Annotated in this window: 17 protein-coding genes; 10 read left to right on the forward strand and 7 right to left on the reverse strand. The window is 65.3% G+C overall.

The genetic code is table 11. From position 1 onward, the window contains the following. Both GSQ79_RS27240 and GSQ79_RS27245 read left to right on the forward strand, forming a co-directional pair. On the forward strand, positions 1–1653 hold a 1653-nt coding region (locus GSQ79_RS27240; protein ID WP_368669985.1), incomplete at its 5' end, for a beta strand repeat-containing protein. Between the two features lie 233 nt (positions 1654–1886). Then, positions 1887–2654 carry a glycosyltransferase gene (locus GSQ79_RS27245; RefSeq protein WP_158811879.1) on the forward strand — a complete coding sequence of 256 codons (768 nt, stop codon included), beginning with the start codon at positions 1887–1889 and terminating at the stop codon, positions 2652–2654. Between the two features lie 21 nt (positions 2655–2675). Here GSQ79_RS27245 and GSQ79_RS27250 read toward each other — a convergent pair whose 3' ends face one another. Continuing rightward, complete coding sequence (locus tag GSQ79_RS27250) at positions 2676–4589, reverse strand: glycosyl transferase family 1 (RefSeq protein WP_158811880.1); 1914 nt, start codon at positions 4587–4589, stop codon at positions 2676–2678. 360 nt (positions 4590–4949) lie between these two features. Here GSQ79_RS27250 and GSQ79_RS27255 point away from each other — a divergent pair, with 360 nt between their 5' ends. After that, the gene (locus tag GSQ79_RS27255; RefSeq protein ID WP_158811881.1) at positions 4950–5327 is read left to right on the forward strand and encodes a hypothetical protein; all 378 of its coding nucleotides are present in this window, start codon (positions 4950–4952) and stop codon (positions 5325–5327) included. 30 nt (positions 5328–5357) lie between these two features. On the opposite strand, the gene GSQ79_RS27260 is transcribed toward GSQ79_RS27255, so the two are convergent. Next, entirely contained in the window at positions 5358–5621 is a 264-nt protein-coding gene (locus GSQ79_RS27260; protein ID WP_158811882.1) for a DUF1488 family protein, read from the reverse strand. Positions 5622–5910: 289 nt separating this feature from the next. Here GSQ79_RS27260 and GSQ79_RS27265 point away from each other — a divergent pair, with 289 nt between their 5' ends. Beyond that, a complete protein-coding gene (locus tag GSQ79_RS27265; protein ID WP_158811883.1) occupies positions 5911–7422 on the forward strand; it encodes a cyclic nucleotide-binding domain-containing protein in 1512 nt (503 codons plus the stop codon). A gap of 88 nt (positions 7423–7510) precedes the next feature. Continuing rightward, complete coding sequence (locus GSQ79_RS27270; RefSeq protein WP_158811884.1) at positions 7511–9157, forward strand: acyl-CoA dehydrogenase family protein; 1647 nt, start codon at positions 7511–7513, stop codon at positions 9155–9157. Between the two features lie 138 nt (positions 9158–9295). Here GSQ79_RS27270 and GSQ79_RS27275 read toward each other — a convergent pair whose 3' ends face one another. Next, complete coding sequence (locus GSQ79_RS27275) at positions 9296–10120, reverse strand: aldo/keto reductase (RefSeq protein ID WP_158811885.1); 825 nt, start codon at positions 10118–10120, stop codon at positions 9296–9298. A gap of 267 nt (positions 10121–10387) precedes the next feature. Here GSQ79_RS27275 and dnaE point away from each other — a divergent pair, with 267 nt between their 5' ends. Next, the gene (gene dnaE, locus GSQ79_RS27280) at positions 10388–13888 is read left to right on the forward strand and encodes a DNA polymerase III subunit alpha (RefSeq protein ID WP_158811886.1); all 3501 of its coding nucleotides are present in this window, start codon (positions 10388–10390) and stop codon (positions 13886–13888) included. A gap of 127 nt (positions 13889–14015) precedes the next feature. Here the strand turns inward: dnaE and GSQ79_RS27285 are convergent, their stop codons facing one another. Then, the gene (locus GSQ79_RS27285; RefSeq protein ID WP_158811887.1) at positions 14016–14264 is read right to left on the reverse strand and encodes a CopG family antitoxin; all 249 of its coding nucleotides are present in this window, start codon (positions 14262–14264) and stop codon (positions 14016–14018) included. 167 nt (positions 14265–14431) lie between these two features. On the opposite strand from GSQ79_RS27285, the gene GSQ79_RS27290 reads away from it, so the two are divergent. From GSQ79_RS27290 to tsf, 3 genes are all read left to right on the forward strand, one after another. Continuing rightward, positions 14432–15034 carry a glutathione S-transferase family protein gene (locus GSQ79_RS27290; RefSeq protein ID WP_158811888.1) on the forward strand — a complete coding sequence of 201 codons (603 nt, stop codon included), beginning with the start codon at positions 14432–14434 and terminating at the stop codon, positions 15032–15034. Positions 15035–15395: 361 nt separating this feature from the next. Then, positions 15396–16460 (forward strand): 30S ribosomal protein S2, encoded by a 1065-nt coding sequence (locus GSQ79_RS27295; RefSeq protein WP_158811889.1) that lies wholly within the window; start codon positions 15396–15398, stop codon positions 16458–16460. A 76-nt stretch (positions 16461–16536) separates the two neighbouring features. Next, complete coding sequence (gene tsf, locus GSQ79_RS27300; RefSeq protein WP_158811890.1) at positions 16537–17472, forward strand: translation elongation factor Ts; 936 nt, start codon at positions 16537–16539, stop codon at positions 17470–17472. 75 nt (positions 17473–17547) lie between these two features. On the opposite strand, the gene GSQ79_RS27305 is transcribed toward tsf, so the two are convergent. Together GSQ79_RS27305 and GSQ79_RS27310 are read right to left on the reverse strand one after the other, a co-directional pair. Further along, on the reverse strand, positions 17548–18081 hold the full coding sequence (locus GSQ79_RS27305) for a metallophosphoesterase family protein (protein ID WP_158811891.1): 534 nt from the start codon (positions 18079–18081) through the stop codon (positions 17548–17550). A 97-nt stretch (positions 18082–18178) separates the two neighbouring features. Next, positions 18179–18658, reverse strand: a complete 480-nt coding sequence (locus GSQ79_RS27310) for a MarR family winged helix-turn-helix transcriptional regulator (protein WP_158811892.1) — start codon at positions 18656–18658, stop codon at positions 18179–18181. Between the two features lie 101 nt (positions 18659–18759). Here GSQ79_RS27310 and GSQ79_RS27315 point away from each other — a divergent pair, with 101 nt between their 5' ends. Continuing rightward, positions 18760–19134 carry a nuclear transport factor 2 family protein gene (locus tag GSQ79_RS27315; protein WP_158811893.1) on the forward strand — a complete coding sequence of 125 codons (375 nt, stop codon included), beginning with the start codon at positions 18760–18762 and terminating at the stop codon, positions 19132–19134. A 114-nt stretch (positions 19135–19248) separates the two neighbouring features. Here GSQ79_RS27315 and GSQ79_RS27320 read toward each other — a convergent pair whose 3' ends face one another. Then, positions 19249–20484, reverse strand: coding sequence for a NupC/NupG family nucleoside CNT transporter (locus GSQ79_RS27320; protein WP_158811894.1), 1236 nt, complete (start codon positions 20482–20484; stop codon positions 19249–19251). Between the last annotated feature and the right edge of the window lie 307 nt (positions 20485–20791).

Raw genomic sequence — 20791 nt, forward strand, 5'->3', positions numbered from 1 at the left:
ATCGCCGGCCTCACCACGACGGCGCTCAACAACCTGTCCTCGACGGAAGTGCAGAGCCTCAACACGGCGCAGCTGAAAGGTCTGTCCGCGGCGCAGCTTAACGGCCTGACCTCGGCCACGCTGACCGCGCTGACCACCGACCAGGTCCCGGGCCTGACCTCGACGCAAGTCGCCGGTCTGACCGCGGCGACCCTCGGCAAGCTCGGCACCGACAACCTGCAGGCTCTGACCTCGACCCAGGTCGGCAGCCTGACGGCGACGGCGCTCGGCGGTCTGACATCCGACAATCTGCAGGCGCTGACGACGACCCAGGTCGCCGGCATCACCTCGACGCAGCTTGCGGGTCTCACGACAGCCGCTCTGAACAACCTGTCGTCGACGGAGGTGCAGAGCCTTACCTCGACGCAGTTGAAGGGGCTGTCCGCCACCCAGCTCAACGGCCTCGCCTCGGCGACCCTGACCGAACTGACGACGAGCCAGGTCTCGGCCCTGACCTCGACGCAGGTCGCTGGTCTCACTGCGGTTGGCCTCGGCAAGCTCGGCACCGACAACTTGCAGGCGCTGACCTCGACGCAGGTCGGCAGCCTGACGGCGACGGCGCTGGGCGGTTTGGGATCCGACAACCTGCAGGCTTTGACGACGACGCAGGTCGCCGGCATCACCTCGACGCAGATCGCGGCCCTGACCACGGCGGCGATCAACAACCTGTCGTCGACGGAGGTTCAGAGCCTCACCTCGACGCAGCTGAAGGGACTGTCCGCGACGCAGCTTAACGGCCTCGGCTCGGCAACCCTGACCACGCTGACCACCGACCAGGTCGCCGGCCTGACCTCGACGCAAGTCGCCGGTCTGAGCGCGACGGCTCTGGGCAATCTCGGCACCGCCAACTTGCAGGCTCTGACCTCGACACAGGTCGGCAGCCTCACGGCGACGGCGCTGGGTGGTCTCACCTCGGCAAACCTGCAGGCGCTGACGACGACGCAGGTCGCCGGCATCACCTCGACGCAGCTGGCGGGTCTCACCACCACGGCGCTCAACAACCTGTCGTCGACGGAGGTGCAGAGCCTCAGCACGACGCAGCTGAAGGGTCTGTCCGCGACCCAGCTCAACGGTCTCGCCTCGGCGACGCTGAACGAACTGACCACGGATCAGGTCTCGGGTCTGACGTCGACGCAGGTCGCCGGTCTCACCGCGGTGGGCCTCGGCAAGCTCGGCACCACCAACCTGCAGGCCCTGACCTCGACGCAGGTCGGCAGCCTCACGGCAGCGGCGCTGAGCGGCCTCGGCTCGGACACGCTGCAGGCGCTGACGACGACCCAGGTCGCCGGCATCACCTCGACGCAGATCGCGGCGCTCACCACGGCGGCGCTCAACAACCTGTCCTCGACAGAAGTGCAGAGCCTCAGCTCGGCGCAGCTGAAGGGGCTGACCGCAACCCAGCTCAACGGCCTGACGACGACGACGCTGTCTGAACTCACCACGGATCAGACCACGGCGCTGACGACCGGCCAGATCGCTGGTCTGACCGCCGCGACGATCCAGAACTTCTCGACGACCGATCTCGATGCCTTGACCACGACTCAGGTCAACGCGATCAACGCAACGGTCTTCGGGAAACTGAGCAGCGCCACGCTCGCCTACCTCGACAACTAAGATCGAGGCAGGCCTAGCTGAACGACAATAGCGCCGGCCGGGTTGTCGACCCGGCCGGCGATTCACGTCATCGACGGTGTGACGCTCAGCCGCCGAGACGGTTTGAACGCCACATGATCTTCCCGGCAGATCCGCGTGCCGAAACCGTCCAGCTCCCAGACAGCTTCGACCAATACACCTGTCGATGATCGGCCGCCGCGCCACGCGCGTGGCTTTTTGAACAGGGAAGCAGAATGCATCGGCATTCGGTCATCATCACCACGCACAAGCGGCCGCTCATGTTGGCACGCGCGATCCAATCCGTGAAAGATCAATCGTACGGCGCCATCCAGCTGGTCATCGTGTCCGATGTCGCCTGCGCCGAGACCTATGGCGTGGTCACGTCCATGCTGACCGCAAGCGACGTCTTCATCCAGCGTAGCGGCGTGCCGGGACCTGCGGCCTCGCGGAACGTCGGCCTCAAGCTCGTCGATGCCGCCTTCGTCGCATTCCTCGACGACGACGACGCCTTCACCGAAGATTTTTTCCGCACCATCGATCCCGATCTCGACGATGGCAGCGTTCTCTACACGGACTATCATGTCGTCCACGAGCGCGCCGAAGGCGCCGGCTACGTCCCGGTCTCCGCGGAGAAACGTTCGCTGGCAAACAAGGCGCTCGACGATCTCCACGTCAAGAATTTCATCCCGCTGCACTGTCTGGTCTACCCGACCGCAGTCGTCCGGAAGCGTCTGTTCGACCCCAGCCTCAGCCTCAACGAAGATTGGGGATTTCTGCTCGACGTCGCGCAGGACACGCCGTTCCGCCACGTCCCGATCGAGGGACCGATCATCTATACGCGGGAGCGCGCCGACAACCGCGGCCGCAGCAACGACCATCTGCTGGTCGACACCTACCGCCGCATCTACAGGACGTTTCCGGCCCCGACGCCGTCGATCAGGATCGCGCGCCAGGCTTTTCTGCAGGACAACGGCATCGGCTCTTCGCTCGACGATCTCTGATGCGGGACGGCTCGAAGCGGCTCACACCGCTTCGAGGAATTCCAGGTGCATCGCGTCGGCAGCGCCGTCGCGCAAAGCCACGGCCTGGAACGCTTCTTCGAGGTCCCGGCAGAATTCCGGCGTATCGCCGAGCGTGCGCAGCCAGAGTTCGGGCGTCACGCGGTCGCGGAATGCCTTGTAGCGCACGGGATCGGTCGCCAGAGCCACCGCGAGTTCGACGTAGGCCGCCTGGTCGTAGACGATGCCCTCGTCGAGACCCATCGCCGTCAGCAGGCTGCCGGCCATCCGCGAGGTGAAGGATTCGCCGCTGAGCGTGATGAGCGGCAGCCCGACGCGCAAAGCGTCGCTGGCGGTCGTGCCGGCATTGTAGGGGTAGGTGTCGAGGAACAGATCGGCGAGCGCCAGGCGTCCGCGATATTCCGAGGCTTCGACGCGGCCGGCGAAGATCAGCCGGTCCTCGGCGATGCCCGCGCGCAGCGCCCGCGCCTTGACGTTCTTCAAGGCATAGTCATTGTCGATGAACAACCAGAGCACGGAATTCTCGACCCGCTGCAAAATGCTCATCCAGCCGTCGAAGACCGTTTCGGTCAGCTTGTAGGTGTTGGAAAAACTGCAGAAGACGAAGCGGTCGTCCGGCAGACCGGCGTTGGCGCGCGTCTGTTGCATCGCGATCGGAAGCTTGCTGTCGTTCACCTGATAGCACTTCGGCATGATGAGCGGCGTCGGCCGATAGGACGCCACTTTTTCCGGCGGGATCGTGAAGCCGTCCGCAATGATGTAGTCGAGTTCGGGCAGCGGGATCGGCCCGTTGTAGCCGAGATAGGTCATCTGCACCGGTGCCGGCTTCCAGCGCAGCGCGCCGAGACGCGTGCCGAGCGTCAGCCCGTTGAGGTCGACCAAAATGTCGATTTCATCCGCGCGGATCCGGTGCGCGATCTGCTCGTCGCTCAGCGTACGGACGTCGACATAGCTGTCGAACGCCGCGAGAACGCGTTTGCGCACCGCGCTGCCGTCATCCTTCGTCGAGCAGTAGCCGTAGATCTCGAACCGGTCGCGGTCGTGCTGCTCGAACAATTCGGCGACGAGATAGGCGATCGGGTGCATGCAGAAGTCGGAGGAGATGTAGCCGATGCGCAGCTTCGCGTGGGCGTAGCCGCGGACGGGACTCAAACGAACCGCTGCCGGCGGAATCTTTTCCGCGATCCACGACGCGTTGCCGCGATCCTGGATCGCGATGTCGTCGAAGAGGGCGAGCATCGTGAGCGCGCGGGTGGCGGCTACCATCGCAGGGTAGGTCACGCCCGGGACGGCCGTGCCGTAGATCGGCCAGGTGCACGTCTTGGTCCGCAAGCCGACCCAATGGTGAAGCACGTCCGCCTGCAGCGGGTTCGTCAGAAGGCTCGTGGTGAATTCCTGCTCGGCCTCGCCCAGTTTCTTGACGTTTTCGAGCAGGCGGCCGCGATTGTTCAGCAAGGCGATGCGGGCTTCGTCCGGCTGCAGGGATTTGGCCCACAACGCCAGCGCCTTGTCGGTCTCGCCGGCGGCCTCGTAGGTCAAGCCCAGGTTGAGGGCGGCCTGATAGAGATCGGGTTTTTCCGAGAGGGCGTTCTTGTAGGCGATGATCTTGTTCGTCGTATCGCCATAGGCGCCGTACTGGATGGCGATGTTGTACCAGATGGCATAGATGCCTTCCGATTTTCCGATCCAGAGCTCGATCCAAAGTTTGTAGAGATAGATGTTGAGCGGCGAGCCGACGGGATAGGCGATGGTGTCGACGACGGCGATGATGTCCGAAGCGTTGAAGCGGCGCAGAGTCTCGACGAGAAACGCGTCCGGCCCGACGAACGCGTCTTCCTTCCGCTCGTCCAGGAAAGACTGCAGCGCAGCCGCTTCTTCTGGCACGGAACGCAACGGGCGAACGGCGGATTGCGGCATGGGTCTGGAACCTCGGCGTGACTTTGCCAGTGAACCCTAGCGCCATAAGCTTGCTTGAAGCTGGTTCGGCGGCGTCACCACGCCACCGCGCGGCGACGCCGCGTCGAGGCTCACGTTTCACGGTGACAGGCATTCCGGAGATCACCCGATGGTAACGTTATAATAGAGTACTAATACTACGCTCAACCTATACTAAAGGTGTTCTGACGATAATTCATGGCATATGCAACAAATCGGTGTGATCTCTCTATCGCGCTATGGAGAGACTAAAGGCGTACGCGCCGGAAAGCGATTTCATGGAATATCCTCTTGAGGTCTTTTTATCAAAAGATACAATCTGGTGATTCAGAGGCCACTCCCATGATCACTGTCACCAGCGTGCGCACCGATATTGCTATCGATGTGATTGAAGGCGCCATCTTTGATCCCGACCAAGCCGCGATTCTGAAGCTGGCCTATGATCGCGCCGCCGAGGCGCTCATCGCCGACTACGATCTGACGAGTCAGGCCAAAATCAAGCTCGCCAAGGCGGTGCTGCGCATCGGACGCATGAGCCTCGCCACAGGACGAAGCCTCACCTACGATCCGGACGTCCAAAATATCGCTTCGGCGGCAAGCGTCCATCTCCTGTCCGTCAACGCGGATCACAGCAACAGGCTTCTGACCCCGACGCCGCTGTTCCAGGCCGCGCCCCGTATTCCCGTCAGCCTGCGAAAGCGCAGCGACACGGATGTTTAGGCTTTCGCGGCTCCACGGAGCGGTCGGCGCTCAGAGCCGCCTGAGATCGCCGTAGGTCACCCGCACGCGGCCATCCTCCATAAGGCCGGCGTCGTAAAGCGCGCTGGCAACGCGCTCGATTTTGTCGCGATGCCGTTTGAAGCACGCCACATCATCGTCGAGGATGGGGTTTTCGAAAAAATCAAGCACCTCGGAATCGACGGCGATCAGGACGGTCTTGCCCTCCTCATCGAACATGACGAGTTTTACGCCGATTTCAAAGCTGACCCAGCCGCTCGGGCCACTGCTTCTCAAAGGCATCTTTGTTGGCTCTCTTCCCGCGGTGGATGGTCAAGGACGGCTCAATCACTAGCTTTTAAGGCAAAGCCGAGGCGATGCGACGACGTAAAGCAGTAAAGTGCAAGTCGCGCGCCGCTATCGGGCGTAAAGAGCCGATCGGCGTTTTGGTTTCATCGCGTCGCCGCGGGGCAAACCGGAACCGCCGCTCCAGATCGTTGAAACCGCGGCGTTTGTGTCGAACGGCATCAACGGCTAGAACCTTGAGCGTCGCCTTTGCCCGCGAATGGGATCGCCCGACTGTGCCATGCTGAGCTCTCCAAAGACCTGGGAGATGATTGCCGATCCCATCGTACAGACGGGCTCGCTGGCGATGATCGGAGTGCTGATCACCCGCGTCGCGCTGCGCCATCATCCTTCGCTCCGTCTCGCCGCGCAGGTCGGCTTCTTCACGGCGCTGACGATCCTGCTGCTCTATCACGGCATCGAGCCCTACGAGGCCGGACCGCCTGGCGCGACCATTCTGCAGCGCGTCTTCGTCGGCTTCGCCAAACTGATCTGGTGGATGAACGCCGCCTGGGCGTTGGTCAGCTTCGTCCGCGTCTTTCTGATCTTCGAGCGCCAGCCGCGCGAGGGGCGGCTGATCCAGGACCTCGTCGTCGGGATGATCTATCTCGGCGCCGCGCTGTCCGTGGTGGCCTACGTCTTCGCGGTGCCGGTCGGGACGCTCATCGCGACCTCCGGCGTCTTCGCCATCATCCTCGGTCTCGCGCTGCAGAACACGTTGAGCGACGTGTTCTCCGGCATCGCCCTCAATCTCGGGCGGCCGTACGGCCTCGGCGACTGGATCGTCCTCAGCGACGGCATGGCAGGCCGCGTCGTCGAGACCAACTGGCGCGCCACCCACCTGCTCAACGGCACCAACGACCTCGTCATCCTGCCCAACAGCGTGCTGGCCAAGGTCAGCCTGGTCAACCTGAGCAGCCCGGACCGCAGCCACGGCCTCAACCTGACGATCCGTGTCGTGCCCACCTGGTCGCCGGCGACGATCATGGAGGTGATGCAGACCGTTCTCATGAGCAGCAACGCCATCCTGCTGACGCCGGAACCGACGGTCCAGATCAAGGCGATGGATGCGCAGGCGATCGAGATCGAATTGTCCGTCCGGGTCAGCGACATGGCGGCGGCGCCGGCGGCGCGGAACGAGCTCTTCGACCTCATCTACCGGCACGTCATCGCCGCAGGCCTGACGCTGGCGGCGCCGGTCGGCTCGTCCGCGGAGCCGCATGGCGCGCGCAGAGGGCAGGAGGAGCGTGCGACGCCGCTGCGCCTGCTCGATGCGCTACCTTTGTTCGCCTCCCTGACCGAAACGGAAAAAGTCGCGCTGGCCGGCACGATGACACGGCGCACCTACCGCAAGGACGAGGTCATCGCCGAACAGGGCACCAAGCTTTGCTGCCTCGTCATCATCCGCAGCGGGGCCGTCGTCGTCACCCGCAAGGAGGATGACCGCACCGTCGAACTGGCGCGGCTCGCGCCTGGCGACTGCTTTGGCGAGAGCGGTCTATTGACCGGCCACGGCGAGCTCGGCACCTCGCGCGCGCTGACGTCCGTCGTGGTCTACGAGATCGCGCAATCCGGGATCGGGCCGTTGATGCAGCAGCGGCCCGCCATCGCGGAAGAGCTGGGCATGACCTTCGCGCGCCGCGCCAAGATGGAAGGCCATCTGATGGGGGCGAACGAAGACAGCGCCGAACAGGGCTCGGTGCCGCGCCTGGTGGCGCAGATCCGCCACCTCTTCAACGTGCCGCATATGTGAAGGCCGTCCGGCGCCGAAAGGGTCCTTGAGGCCGCGCGCCTGCGATGGTGAGATGCCTTGGGCGTCATCGGCGCCGACGGAGACCGTCATGACGCGCGTTGCGCCGACCACCGATCTCGGTACCCACGCGGTGTTCAACCAGCCGCCGGCGTTTGCCGGTCTCAACCTCTATGCCTGCGACCGCGCGCTGCGCGAGGCGGTCCGGCGCGAGGCCGGCGATTGGCTCGACCGGCGCGCCCAGGCCCTCGGCGCGGCCTGTGGTTCCGACGAGGTTTTGGCCTGGGGCGAAGAAGCCAACAAAAACCCGCCGCAGCTCGTCGCGTTCGACCGTTACGGCCAACGGCTCGACGAGGTTCGGTTTCACCCGAGCTACCACGCGCTGATGACGCTCGCGATGGAGCACGGCATTCACGACGTCGCCTGGCGGCACGACGGGTCCGGGCGCCATGTCGCGCATGCCGCGCTGCTCGCGCTGTTCACCCAGACCGAGGCCGGCGTCATGTGCCCGATCAACATGACCTATGCCGCGGTGCCGGCATTGCGCGCTCAACCCGATGTCGCCGCGCCTTGGCTTAAAACGCTGATTGGCGGCCGCTACGACGCCACGCTGCGCCCGCTTGCGGAAAAAATCGGCGTGACGCTCGGCATGGCGATGACGGAAAAGCAGGGCGGCAGCGACGTCCGCGCCAACACCACGCGCGCCCACCCGCTCGGCGGCCGCGCCTATCGTCTCACCGGCCACAAGTGGTTTTGCTCCGCACCGATGAGCGATGCCTTTTTGACCCTCGCCTATGCCGAGGGTGGGCTGAGCTGCTTCCTCGTGCCCCGCGTGCTGGACGATGGCGTGCGCAACGGCATCCGCCTGATGCGGCTGAAGGACAAGCTCGGCAACCGCTCCAACGCCTCGGCCGAAATCGAGTACGTCGACGCCACCGCGTTCCGGCTCGGCGCGGAGGGCGGCGGCATCAAGACCATCATCGAGATGGTGCATCATACCCGCCTCGGCACCATCGCCGCGACGCTCGGCATCATGCGCATGGCGCTGGCCCAGGCCCTCCACCACGCGGCGGGCCGCCGGGTGTTCCAGAAACCGCTGATCGACCAGCCGGTCATGGCCGGCGTGCTCGCCGAGCTGAGCCTGGAATACGAGGCGGCGGTCGTGCTGGTGATGCACGTCGCGCGCGCTTTCGAGGCGACGGACGAGGCCGGCCGCGCCTACGCCCGCCTTGCCGTGGCGCTGGCGAAATACTGGCTGACCAAGCGCTGCGTTCCCTTCGTTGCCGAGTGCATGGAGTGCCTGGGCGGCGTCGGCTACATCGAGGAAACGATGCTGCCGCGCCTCTACCGCGAAGCCCCGCTCAACGCGATCTGGGAGGGCTCGGGAAATGTCATTGCACTCGACATCTTACGAACCCTGCGCAAGGAGCCGGCGGCCCTGGAAGGTTTTGCCGCCGTGATCGCGCCGGCGGCCGGCCTCGACGCGCCCTTCGACCGCGCGGCCCACGCCACGCTGGCGTTGACGCGAGCCGGCGTCGCCTCGGATTTCGAGGCGCGCCACGTCGCCGAGCGGATGGCGCTGATACTCCAGGGCGCGCTTCTCGCGCAGCATGCCCCGGCACCGGTCTGCGAGGGCTTCTTCATCATGCGTTACGGCGCCAATGCGGGTCTGACCTTCGGGGCGTCGGCCGCTCGCCTCGACGTCGCCGCGATTTTGGCGCGGCAGCGGTTTGGTTGAGATGATGAGCATTATCTAGGACCACGTCATCCCGGGGCGCGTCGCGGGCGCGAACCCGGGACCGGCGCTCCTCGACTTGTTTTCGAAGAACACCGGTTCCGGATCCGCGCTGCGCGCGCTCCGGAAAGACGGCGGTGGTTACCCGAACGTCGTCGGGTCCGGCCCGATCCGCCCGTCGGCGCGATCGACCCCCTCGATCGCCGTCCAGTCGTCCTTGTCGAGCGCAAAGTCGAACACGCCGAAGTTTTCCGCCATGCGCTCCGGGGTCGACGACTTCGGAATGACGATCAGGCCGAGATCGAGGTGCCAGCGCAGGATGATCTGCGCCGGTGAGCGGCCGTGTTTTTTCGCGATTGTGCCGATCGTCGCGTCCTTCAGCCCGGCGCCCTGGCCGAGCGGGCTCCAGGATTCCGTGGCGATGCCCTGCTCGGCGTGGAAGGCGCGGAGGTCCGTCTGCTGAAAGCTCGGGTGCAGCTCGATCTGGTTGACGCTCGGCACGACGCCGGTGGCCTCGATGATCCGCGTCAGATCGTCTTTGGTGAAGTTCGACACGCCGATCGAGGTAGCGAGGCTTTCGTCGCGCATCGCGATCAGGCTCTTCCAGGTCGCGACGATGTCGCCTTTGCCCGGCGCAGGCCAGTGAATGAGGTAAAGGTCCACGGCTTTGAGCCCAAGCTTCTTCAGGCTCGTCGCCAACGCGGCCTTGGCGGCGTCAGGCGCATGGCTGTCGTTCCACAGTTTGGTGGTGATGAAGAGATCGTCGCGCGCCACGCCGGCGGCGGCGATCGCGGCGCCGACCCCTTCCTCGTTCCTGTAGATCGCGGCGGTGTCGATGGCGCGATAGCCGGCCTTGATCGCCGCGCCGACGATTTTTGTCGCATCGTCCTGGGGAACCTTGAACACGCCGAAGCCGAGCTGCGGGATCGAGCGGCCGTCGTTCAGGGTGACTGTGGGTTGGGACATGTGGAGCATCCAGGATCGAGAAAAGGGCGGCGCCACCGGGCGACGAATGCGCCGGGGCGAGGGTGCATGCAACGTGCGGACGCATGGTTCGATCCACCGCGGCAGCCATGCAACCCCGACACGCCAATGGCCGGCCCTTTCTTTTGGCTTGTGCGGGAACAAAATAGGAACATATTGGCTCGGACATCGACCTGTTGATGGCGACGACGCGCGCGTTTCCTCGCGCGGTGGAAGCGCCTAGGGTCGGCAGAAGCACAAGAGGCGGACATGTCACGCGAGAACAATCGGGCCTGGACGGCAAGCGCGGGCAAACCGCCGGCCCCGCCGCGTGCCGCGCCGCAGGCCGGCTTCATCCATCTCCACGTCCACTCGTCCTACTCGCTGCGCGAAGGCGCGATGTCGATCGGCAAGCTCGCGACCTTCGCCGGGGCCGACGGCATGCCGGCGCTGGCCATCACCGACACCAACAATTTGTTCGGCGCGCTCGAATTCTCGGAAAAGCTGGCGAAGGCCGGCATCCAGCCGCTCATCGGCATCCAGCTGTCGATCGCCTTCGGCGATGGCGCGCAGCTCTCGGCGCGCGGTGGCGAGGAGGACGCGGGTCGCGCGCCGCTGGTGCTGCTGGCCCAGGACGAGACGGGCTATCTCAACCTCATGCATCTGGCGTCGCGGGCCTGGCTCGATCCTGCGCCGGGCGAGCCGCCGCACATCACCCTGGAGCGCTTGGCCTCCCGCAGCGCCGGCCTCATCGCGCTGACCGGCGGCCCGAGCGGGCCGCTCGACGCCAGCCTCGGCTTCGGTCGGCTCGACGTCGCGCAAAGCCGGCTGGCGCAGCTCGAGCCTGTCTTCGACCGGCGTCTCTACATCGAACTGCAGCGCCACGGTATCGCGTCGGAACGCGACATCGAAGGCGTGCTGATCGACATGGCCTACGACCGCGGCTTGCCCGTCGTCGCGACCAACGAGCCGTATTTCGCCGCGCTCTCCGACTACGAGGCGCATGATGCGCTGATCTGCATCGCGGAAGGCGCCGTCGTCGGCCAGGCCGAGCGGCGCCAGCTGACGCCCGAGCATCGCTTCAAGACCCGCGCGGAAATGCTCGACCTGTTCGCCGATCTGCCGGAAGCGACGGCATCGACGGTCGAGGTCGCCCAGCGCTGCGCCTATCGCCCGCGCACACGCAAGCCAATCCTGCCGGGCTTCGCCGTCGGCGCGCTCGACGAGGCCAGCGTGCTGGTCAAGGAGGCCGAAGCCGGGCTCGCGGCGCGCATCGCCGCGCGCGGCATCGCGCCGGGCATGGTCGAGCAGGCCTATCACGACCGCCTCGCCTTCGAGCTCGACGTCATCAAGAAGATGGGCTTTCCCGGCTATTTCTTGATCGTGTCCGACTTCATCAAATGGGCCAAGCTCCAGGGCATCCCGGTCGGGCCGGGCCGTGGTTCGGGTGCCGGGTCGCTGGTCGCCTACTCGCTGCTGATCACCGATCTCGATCCGCTGCGCTTCGGTCTGCTGTTCGAGCGCTTCCTCAATCCGGAACGCGTGTCGATGCCGGATTTCGATATCGATTTCTGCCAGGATCGCCGCGACGAGGTGATCCGCTACGTCCGCGATCGCTACGGCGCCGACCGCGTGGCGCAGATCATCACCTTCGGCTCGTTTTTGGCGCGCGGCGTGATGCGCAACGTCGGCCGCGTGCTGGAAATGTCGCTCGGCCAGGTCGACAAGCTCGCCAAGCTGGTGCCGCAGAACCCGGCCGCCCCCGTCACGCTGAAGCAGGCCATCGACACCGAAATCCGCTTGCGCGAGGCGGCCGAGGCCGACCCGCGGGTGGCGCGCATGCTCGACATCGCGCAGACGCTCGAGGGCCTGTACTCCAATGCCTCGACGCACGCCGCCGGCATCGTCATCGGCGACCGGCCGCTCGACGAGCTCGTTCCGCTCTATCGCGACCCGAAATCCGACATGCCGGCGACCCAGTTCAACATGAAATGGGTCGAGCCGGCCGGGCTGGTGAAATTCGATTTTCTCGGCCTGAAGACGCTCACCACCCTGGCGACGGCGGTGAAGCTGGTGGCGCAGCGTGGCATCGTTGTCGATCTCGAAGCCATTCCGCTCGATGATGCCAAAACCTTCCAGATGCTCGGCAAGGGCGAGACGGTCGGCGTGTTCCAGCTGGAAAGTGCGGGCATGCGCAAGGCGCTCGTCGAAATGCGCGCCGATCGCTTCGAGGACATCATCGCGCTCGTCGCGCTGTACCGGCCGGGCCCGATGGCGAACATCCCGACCTATTGCGCCTGCAAGCTCGGCGACGAGGAGCCGGACTACCTGCATCCCAAGATCGAAGTGGTTTTGAAGGAAACCTTCGGCGTCATCATCTACCAGGAACAGGTGATGCAGATCGCGCAGATCCTGTCGGGCTACTCGCTCGGCGAGGCCGACATGCTGCGCCGCGCGATGGGCAAGAAGATCAAGGCGGAGATGGACGCGCAGCGCGACCGCTTCACCTCGGGGGCGGTGAAGGGCGGCGTCGAGGCCAAGCAGGCGGCGGACATCTTCGACCTGCTGGCGAAATTCGCGGACTACGGCTTCAACAAGAGCCACGCCGCCGCCTACGCGCTGATCGCCTACCAGACCGCCTGGTTCAAGGCGAACTACCCCGTCGAATTCATCGCGGCGTCGATGACGCTCGACAAGCCGAACACCGACAAGCTCTCCGAATTCGCCAACGAGGCCAAGCGCCTCGGCATCGTCGTGGAGCCGCCGTCGATCACCCGCAGCGGCTCCGACTTTGAGGTGCATCCGGGCGAAGGCGAGACGCTGGCGATCCGCTATGCGCTGTCCGCCGTCAAGGGCGTCGGCGACGGCCAGGCCCAGGGGCTCGTCGCCGCGCGGGGTGACAAACCGTTCCGCGATCTCGCCGATTTCGCCGGCCGTCTCAACCCACGCGACGCCAACAAGCGGGTGCTGGAAAGCCTGTGCGCGGCGGGCGCTTTCGACGGCCTCGACCGCGAGCGCGCCAAAGTCTTTGCCGGCATCGAGACGCTGATGGCGCTGGCGCAGCGCCGCACCCAGGAGCGTCTCGCCGGCCAGAGCGCGCTGTTCGCCTCCGACACCGCAGAGACCCTGGCGCTGGCCAAGATTCCGGATTGGCCGCTCACCGAACGGCTGCGTCGCGAGTTCGACGCCGTCGGCTTCTTCCTCTCCGGCCATCCGCTCGACGCTTACACCAGCGTGCTCGCGCGCATGCGGGTGCTGCGCTGGACCGATTTTTGTCGCTCGGTCAAAGGCGGCGCCTCGGCCGGCCGCCTCGCCGCGACGATTCTGGACAAGGCGGAGCGGCGTACCCGGTCGGGCTCAAAAATGGGCATCGTCAACCTGTCGGACCAGTCCGGGCAGTACGAGGCGATCCTTTTCGAGGAGGGGCTCAACCAGTTCCGCGATCTGCTGGTCAAGGGCGCCTCGGTGCTGGTCGGCATCCAGGCGCAGCTCGAGGGCGAGGACGTGCGCGCCCGCATCGTCTCCGTCGAGCCGCTCGATCAGGCGGCACAGCGGGTGCAGAAGGGGCTGCGCATCTTCATCCGCGGCGAGCAGCCGCTCGGCTCGATCGCCAAGCAGCTCTCCGCGAAAGGGGAGGGGGAAGTCTTCATCTGCGCGATGAACGGCGCGCGCGAAACCGAGATCCGGCTGCCCGGCCGCTTCCAGGTCTCCTCGCAGATCGCCGGCGCGTTGAAGGCGATCCCGGGGATCGTGGCGGTGGAGCATATTTAGGGACCGTCGTTGCGAGCGTGGCGAAGCAAGCCAGGGGCGCTGGACGCGACGTCAACGGAAACAGCCGCTCTGCATTGCTTCGCTTCGCCCGCAGATGACGTGGCAAAGCGAGCACGATCCGACGCCGTTATTCCAGAACCGCCCGTGCAATGGCCGTCTGGATGAAATCCTGGAGCGGGACGCCGGAATCCGTGGCCTTGGTCCGAGCTTCGTCGACGAGATGCTTGGGCAGATCCACGCTGAGGGGGACGGCGCTTGGTCTCACCGTGAACTGCACCGGGACCATGGCCGAAAGATCATATTCGGTCAGATCCAAGGTCGAGACGAAAGTCTCGGCTTCCGCATCCCTCTCCAGGGTTGGCAGCTTCTTTTTCATAAGCGGTAACCCCCTCGATCCGACAAGCGATGGTGTGGACAGCGAATCAGTCCTGAGCTCTGAATGCGCCGGTTTGGTGCCAATCTGATGACGGGTCGAAAAGGCTCCCGAACGCCTCGGTGGCCGCACCGTTTCGTCGCTATCGCGCCAGACGCCGGAGGGTCTCCATGATGCAACTCTACTGGGCGCCGCGCACCCGATCGCTCCGCGCGCTGTGGATTTTGGAAGAGGCCGGCGTGCCGTACGAGCGCATCCGCCTCGACATGGCGACCGGCGCGCATCGCACACCCGCCTTCAAGGCGATCAATCCGATGGCGAAGGTGCCGGCGCTGCGCGATGGCGACGTCTGCGTCGCCGAATCCGCGGCCATCTGCGCCTATGTCGCCGAGCGCGTGCCAGCCGCCGGCCTCGAGCCGCCGCGTGGCGATCCCAAGCGCGGCCGCTATCTCCAGTGGCTGGCCTTCGCCGCCGGCTGCGTCGAGGCGGCGTTCATGCACAAGTTCCAGAACCTCACCGTCTCAGAAGTCTCGGCCGGCTACGGCAGCTTCGACAAGACCATGGCCGTCCTTGACGAGGCGCTGCGCGACGGCCCGTGGATCCTTGGCGGCAGCTTCTCCGCGGCCGACGTGATGCTCGGCTGCGACCTGTTCCTCGGCGTACACGTCTTCAAGATCGTCGAGCCGACGCCGGCTTTTTCCGCCTACCTCGAACGCTGCCTGTCGCGCCCGGCGTTCCAGCGCGCGCAGGCCATCGACGCAGCGGCGACTTAAGGAAGCCTCACCAGCCAAAATCTCCCGGTTGCCACCATCCCCTCATGGGGAGGAGCAGCGCAGCCGCGTCTCGACCACGAGGGCTCCAGAATGCGCGATCTCGGGACCGCCTCGTGGTTCGAGACGTCCGCTTCGCGGCCTCCTCACCATGAGGCTGATCGGTCCTGGGACGCAGTGAGCGGGCTTGCGCACAGCCATTCCCTGCGGTCGGCACGAAGGTTTTCCTTGTAATTCTCAGTCCCCCGCCGTATGGAGCCCAAATCCCACACACGGATCGCGCTTCCCTGCTTCAAGGGCAGCATCCCGGTGGCTCTCGCGAGCCTCATTGATCCGTGGAGGTTTAACCGGAGACGTCGTACCCATGGCCCTACCAGAATTCTCGATGCGTGGACTCCTCGAGTCCGGCGCGCATTTCGGTCACCAGTCGCATCGCTGGAACCCCAAGATGGCGCCCTACATCTTCGGCGCGCGCAACAACATCCACATCATTGATCTCGCCCAGACCGTGCCGCTGCTGCACCAGGCGCTGAAAGCCGTGTCCGATACCGTCGCCCGCGGTGGCCGCGTGCTGTTCGTCGGCACCAAGCGCCAGGCGCAGGATGCGATCGCCGACGCGGCGCGCCGCTCGGCCCAGTATTACATCAATGCCCGGTGGCTCGGCGGCATGCTGACCAACTGGAAGACGATTTCCGCCTCGATCCAGCGCCTGCGCAAGATCGACGACCTGCTCGACGCGGGCGCCATCGGCCTCACCAAGAAAGAGCGCCTGATGATGACCCGCGAGCGGGAAAAGCTCGAAAAAGCGCTCGGCGGCATCAAGGACATGGGCGGCGTGCCCGACCTGATCTTCGTCATCGACACCAACAAGGAGCAGCTCGCGATCAAGGAAGCCGGCCGGCTCAACATTCCGGTCGCGGCGATCCTCGACACCAACTGCGATCCCGACGGCATCACCTTCCCGATCCCGGGTAACGACGACGCCGGTCGCGCCATCGTGTTCTATTGCGATCTGATCGCCCGCGCCGCCCTCGACGGCATCTCGCGTAGCCAGGGTTCGGCCGGCGTCGACTTCGGCGAAGCGGAGACCCCGGTCGAAGAGCTGCCGCCGGAAGTGCAGCAGTCGGCGTCCGTCGAGCCTGCGGCACAGGAAGATTCGAAGCCTGAGCTCGCCGAAGTGTTCGAGGCGCCCGCCGAGACCTTCGAGATCCTCTCCGCGCCGCGCGGCGCGCCGGACGATTTCGCCAAGCTCCAGGGCGTTGGTCCGAACATCATCAAGAAGCTCAACGAAGGCGGAATCTTCCATTACTGGCAGATCGCGGCCATGACGCCGGAAGACGAAGCCAAGGTCGACGCCGACCTGAAGCTCGGCGGCCGCGTCGTTCGCGACGGCTGGGTCAATCAGGCCCGCGGTCTTCTCGCGGTCTGATTTCGGCCGTCGTAATTCTGATCTATAGCGGACAGCGACAGCTGTCCGCTTTCTCGTTTTAAAAGGACCAAATGCAATGGCAATCATCTCAGCCGCATTGGTGAAGGAACTTCGCGAGAAGACCGGCGCCGGCATGATGGACTGCAAGAACGCGCTCACCGAAGTGGCGGGCGACATCGAGGCCGGCGTCGACTGGCTGCGCAAGAAGGGCCTCTCCAAGGCCGCGAAGAAGAGCGGCCGCATCGCCGCCGAAGGTCTCGTCGCGCTCACCGTCAAGACGACCGATGCCGTGATCGTCGAAGTGAATTCCGAGACCGACTTCGTCGCCCGCAACGAGGACTTTCAGGCGCTCGCCCGCAACATCGCTGAAGTCGCGGTGACGCAGAAGCTGACCGACGTCGAGGCGATCAAGGCGTCCGCCTATCCGGCCGGCGGCACCGTCGAGACTGCGATTGCCAACGCCATCGCCACCATCGGCGAGAACATGACGCTGCGTCGCGCGGCGCTGCTCTCGGTGACCCAGGGCGCCTTCGGCAGCTACATGCACAATGCGGTGTCGCCCGGCCTCGGCAAGATCGGCGTGATCGTGGCTCTGGAATCGACCGGCAAGGTCGACGTCCTGCAGACCCTCGGTGGCCAGATCGCGAAGCATGTTGCGGCGACCAATCCGCAGGCGCTCGATTCCAGCGCGCTCGACCCCGAGGTCGTGGAACGCGAGAAGAAGGTGCTTGCCGAGAAGAACGGAGCCGGCAAGCCGGCGCACGTCGTCGAGAAGATCGTCGAGTCCGGCCTGAAGAGCTATTACAAAGAGGTCTGCCTCGTCGATCAGCCGTCGATCATTCCCGACCACGCCAACAAGACCATCGGCCAGGTCGTCAAGGACACTGAAGCGGCGGCCGGCGCCCCGATCGTCCTCAAGGGGTTCGTGCGTTACGCGCTCGGCGAGGGCATCGAGAAGCAGGAATCCGATTTCGCGGCGGAAGTCGCCGCTGCGGCCTCCGGCCAGGCCTGATCCGCTTCGGCCAGGTTTGATCCTGGCCGGTCGCTAACGAAAAACGTCTCGGCGGGGAACCCTGCCGGGACGTTTTTATGCCGCGGCCGCCAACCGCACCGCGGCCTTCTTGCGGCGTCGGCTCGCCAGCAGGGTCTCGACGGTGACCGGCTGAAAATTCCAGAGATCGACGCCGACGTCGAACTGGCGGATTAGGGGCTTCAGCTTGCCGTGCGAATGGCCGTGGAGGTCGAGCGAGCCCTTGCCCATGCGGAACCACGTGCGGAATGCATAGTGGCAGAGCACGCAGGTCACCTCGTTCAATTTCAGCTCCGCATAGGCGCCGACGCTCGTCCAGCCCGAATGGCGCCGGGTGACGTCGTCGTCGTTGTTGCCGGTGATGAGATGCTTGCGCCCGGGTAGCGCATCGAGCAAAGCGCCGACCATCGCGGCGCTGTAGCCGGGCGCGAAATCGCCGAGATGCCAGACCTCGTCGTTCGGGCCGACAGCCTCCTGCCAGCGTTCGATCAGAGCGTGGTCGTGCGCGCCGATGGTCTTGAACGGGCGCTTTGCCGTGTTGAGGATTCGCGTATCGCCGAAATGCGTGTCGGCGGTGAAGAACACGGTCATTGTTGTCGTCCTGCGGCGAAGTCCCGACGCTGAATGTTTCGCTGGCGCAATCGTTCGCGGGGATCGCGTTTCGGGCTCGATCGGACCGGGGGACCGTTCAATCGTCCGTGTTAGGCCCCGACCCGTCGGCCGAGGCCTCGACAGTCGCGACCCGATCGAGGTTTGCGATCAGGCGCGTCAGCAGGGCAGCAAGCAGCCCGGCTTCCGCGTCGGTGAAACCGCGCAGGACGTCGCAATTGCCCCGGATCAACACGGCAATCGCGTCCGGCAGGCGCGCTTCCGCAGCCGGCGTCAAAGTGATGCGGCTGCTGCGCCCATCGGCGGGGTCGGGCACCCGTCGAATCAGCCCGTCCCGCTCCATGCGGGCAAGCATCTGCGCCATCGGCGGCTGCTCGACCTTGGCGAAGCGGGCGAGATCCCGCTGCGTGCTGGCCTTGCCGTCCCGAAGCGCGACCAGCACGGGGAGATGGCCCACACCGAAGCCGAGCGGCTTGAGCCGCGCTTCGCTGAGGCGGGCGAACCCGCGCGCCGCGAGGCTGATCAGGTGCCCCGGCGTCGAAAGCACATCGAGATCCATTGCAGCTTACCCCTTGAACCGATCGAGATCCATATATATACGTGCATATGTAAATGCTCTGAGCGCGAGCTCATTGCAAGCGCGATGCAAGGGAAAACCCAATGACCGATGACGTCAAAGTTCTTGAAGGCCTCTACGACCGCTTCAATGCGCGCGACATCGATGGCGTGCTGACGGCGCTGACCGATGATGTCGCCTGGGCCAACGGCATGGATGGCGGCCATGTCCATGGCCGTGAGGCTGTCCGCGCGTACTGGACCCGCCAGTGGGCCATGGTCAGTCCCCACGTCGAAGCCGTGGGCTTTCATCGGACGGCGGAGGGCGCGATCGTCGCCGAAGTCCGGCAGTCCGTCTTCGATCTCGAAGGCAAACCGCTCCAGGGGCAGACGCACGGTCTCAAGGACAAGACGGTGGGGCACGTCTTCCATCTTCGCGAGGGCAAGGTGGCCCGCTTCGACATCCAGGACGCTGCCTAGCTAGAGCATCGGACGCAAAAGTTGCAGACTTTTGCGTGCGACCCGATGCTCTAAGTCTTTGAAAAAAGGGCGACGGCTTATCGCTTGAGTGCGTCCACTTAAGCGGCCGGCGCTCTAGCTCAGCAATCCCACCACCGCCCCGCTCATCAGCGTCGCCAGCGTCCCGGCGATCATCGAGCGCCAGCCGAGCGCGACCAGCTCGTGCCGGCGCTCCGGCGCCATCGCGCTCATGCCGCCAAGCATGATGCCGAGGCTGCCAAAGTTGGCGAAGCCGCAGAGAGCAAACGTAATGATCAGCCGCGAGCGTGGGCTCAGCGCGGCGTCGGGCAGATGCGACAGGTCGATGACGGCGACGAACTCGTTGAGCACCGTCTTCGTGCCCATCAGGCGCGAGGCTACGTCGGACTCGTCCCAGGGAATGCCGATGAGCCAGACCAAGGGGCGGAACCCGTAGGCGAAAATACGCTGCAGGGTCAACGGCGCACCCGCCAAGCTTATCAGCCCCAAAGCCATGTTGAGCAAGGTGACCAGGCTGACGAGCACGATCAGCATGGCGACGATGGACGCGATCATGCCGACGCCGTCGGTCGTGCCCTTGATGATCGCCTCCATCGAACTTGTCGGCCGCGCACTGTCGTCGAGCGTGGCGTCGTCCGTTGTGTCGACGCGGAACGGTACCATGATCGCGGCGACGGCCAACGCCCCGGGTGTCGAGAGGACGGACGCGACCAGAATGCTGCTGAACGAATCCGGCAGGACTTTGCCGAGAATCGCGCCGTAGATCACCATGACGGTGCCGGCGATCCCGGCCATGCCGCAGCTCATCAGCGCAAAGAGTTCGCCGCGGCTCATCGTCTTGAGATAGGGCCGCAGCAGCAGCGGCGCCTCGACCATGCCGACGAAGATATGGACGGCCGCGCCGAGGCCCAGCGCACCGCCGATGCCGAGCGTCCAGCGCAGAAGCCCGGCGAGCAGGCCGACGATCCGCTGTAGGACGCCCCAGTACAGCAGCAGCGAGGCCAGCGCGCTGATGACGAGGAACAGCGGAAAGACCCGGAAGGCGAGGGTGAAGCTGCCGCCGGGCTGCGTCTCCGCGTAGGGCAGGGGACCGCCGCCGAGAAAGCCGAATACCAGCGTGGTTCCCGCGTCGGTCGCGCTCTGCAGGGCGCCGACGCTCTTGTTGAGAAGGACGAGGGCCTGGATCGCCGGCGGAAATTTCAGCAGCAGGACCGCCAGGCCGACCTGAAGCAGGACGCCGCCGATGACCACGCGCCAGCCGATCCCGCGGCGATTTTCACAGAGGACGAACGCGATCGACAACAGGACCAATAACCCGACAAGCCCACGCATTCGCTTTCCCATCCTCGATCCGACGGCGGAGTCTTACGACTAAAAACACGACGGCTCTGCGACAAATCGGCCCGACGCAAGGGAACGTGAACTGCGGGCGCGCCGTTGAGGGCTCGACGAACAACGGAGACCGTAATGGCTGTAAATTCAATACGTAGCATCATTCTGCGCTCGGCTGCCACGGCCGCTTTGGTGATCGGCTCGACCGTGGCGATGGCCCAGGCGCCCGGCGGTGGGGACCATGGTGGCGGCGCCGGTGGGGGCGGCCCTGGCGCGGCGCATGGCGGTGGCGCAGCCGCCCCCGGCG

Origin of the sequence: Beijerinckia sp. L45, assembly GCF_009765775.1 — a bacterium.
Classification (GTDB): domain Bacteria; phylum Pseudomonadota; class Alphaproteobacteria; order Rhizobiales; family Beijerinckiaceae; genus RH-AL1.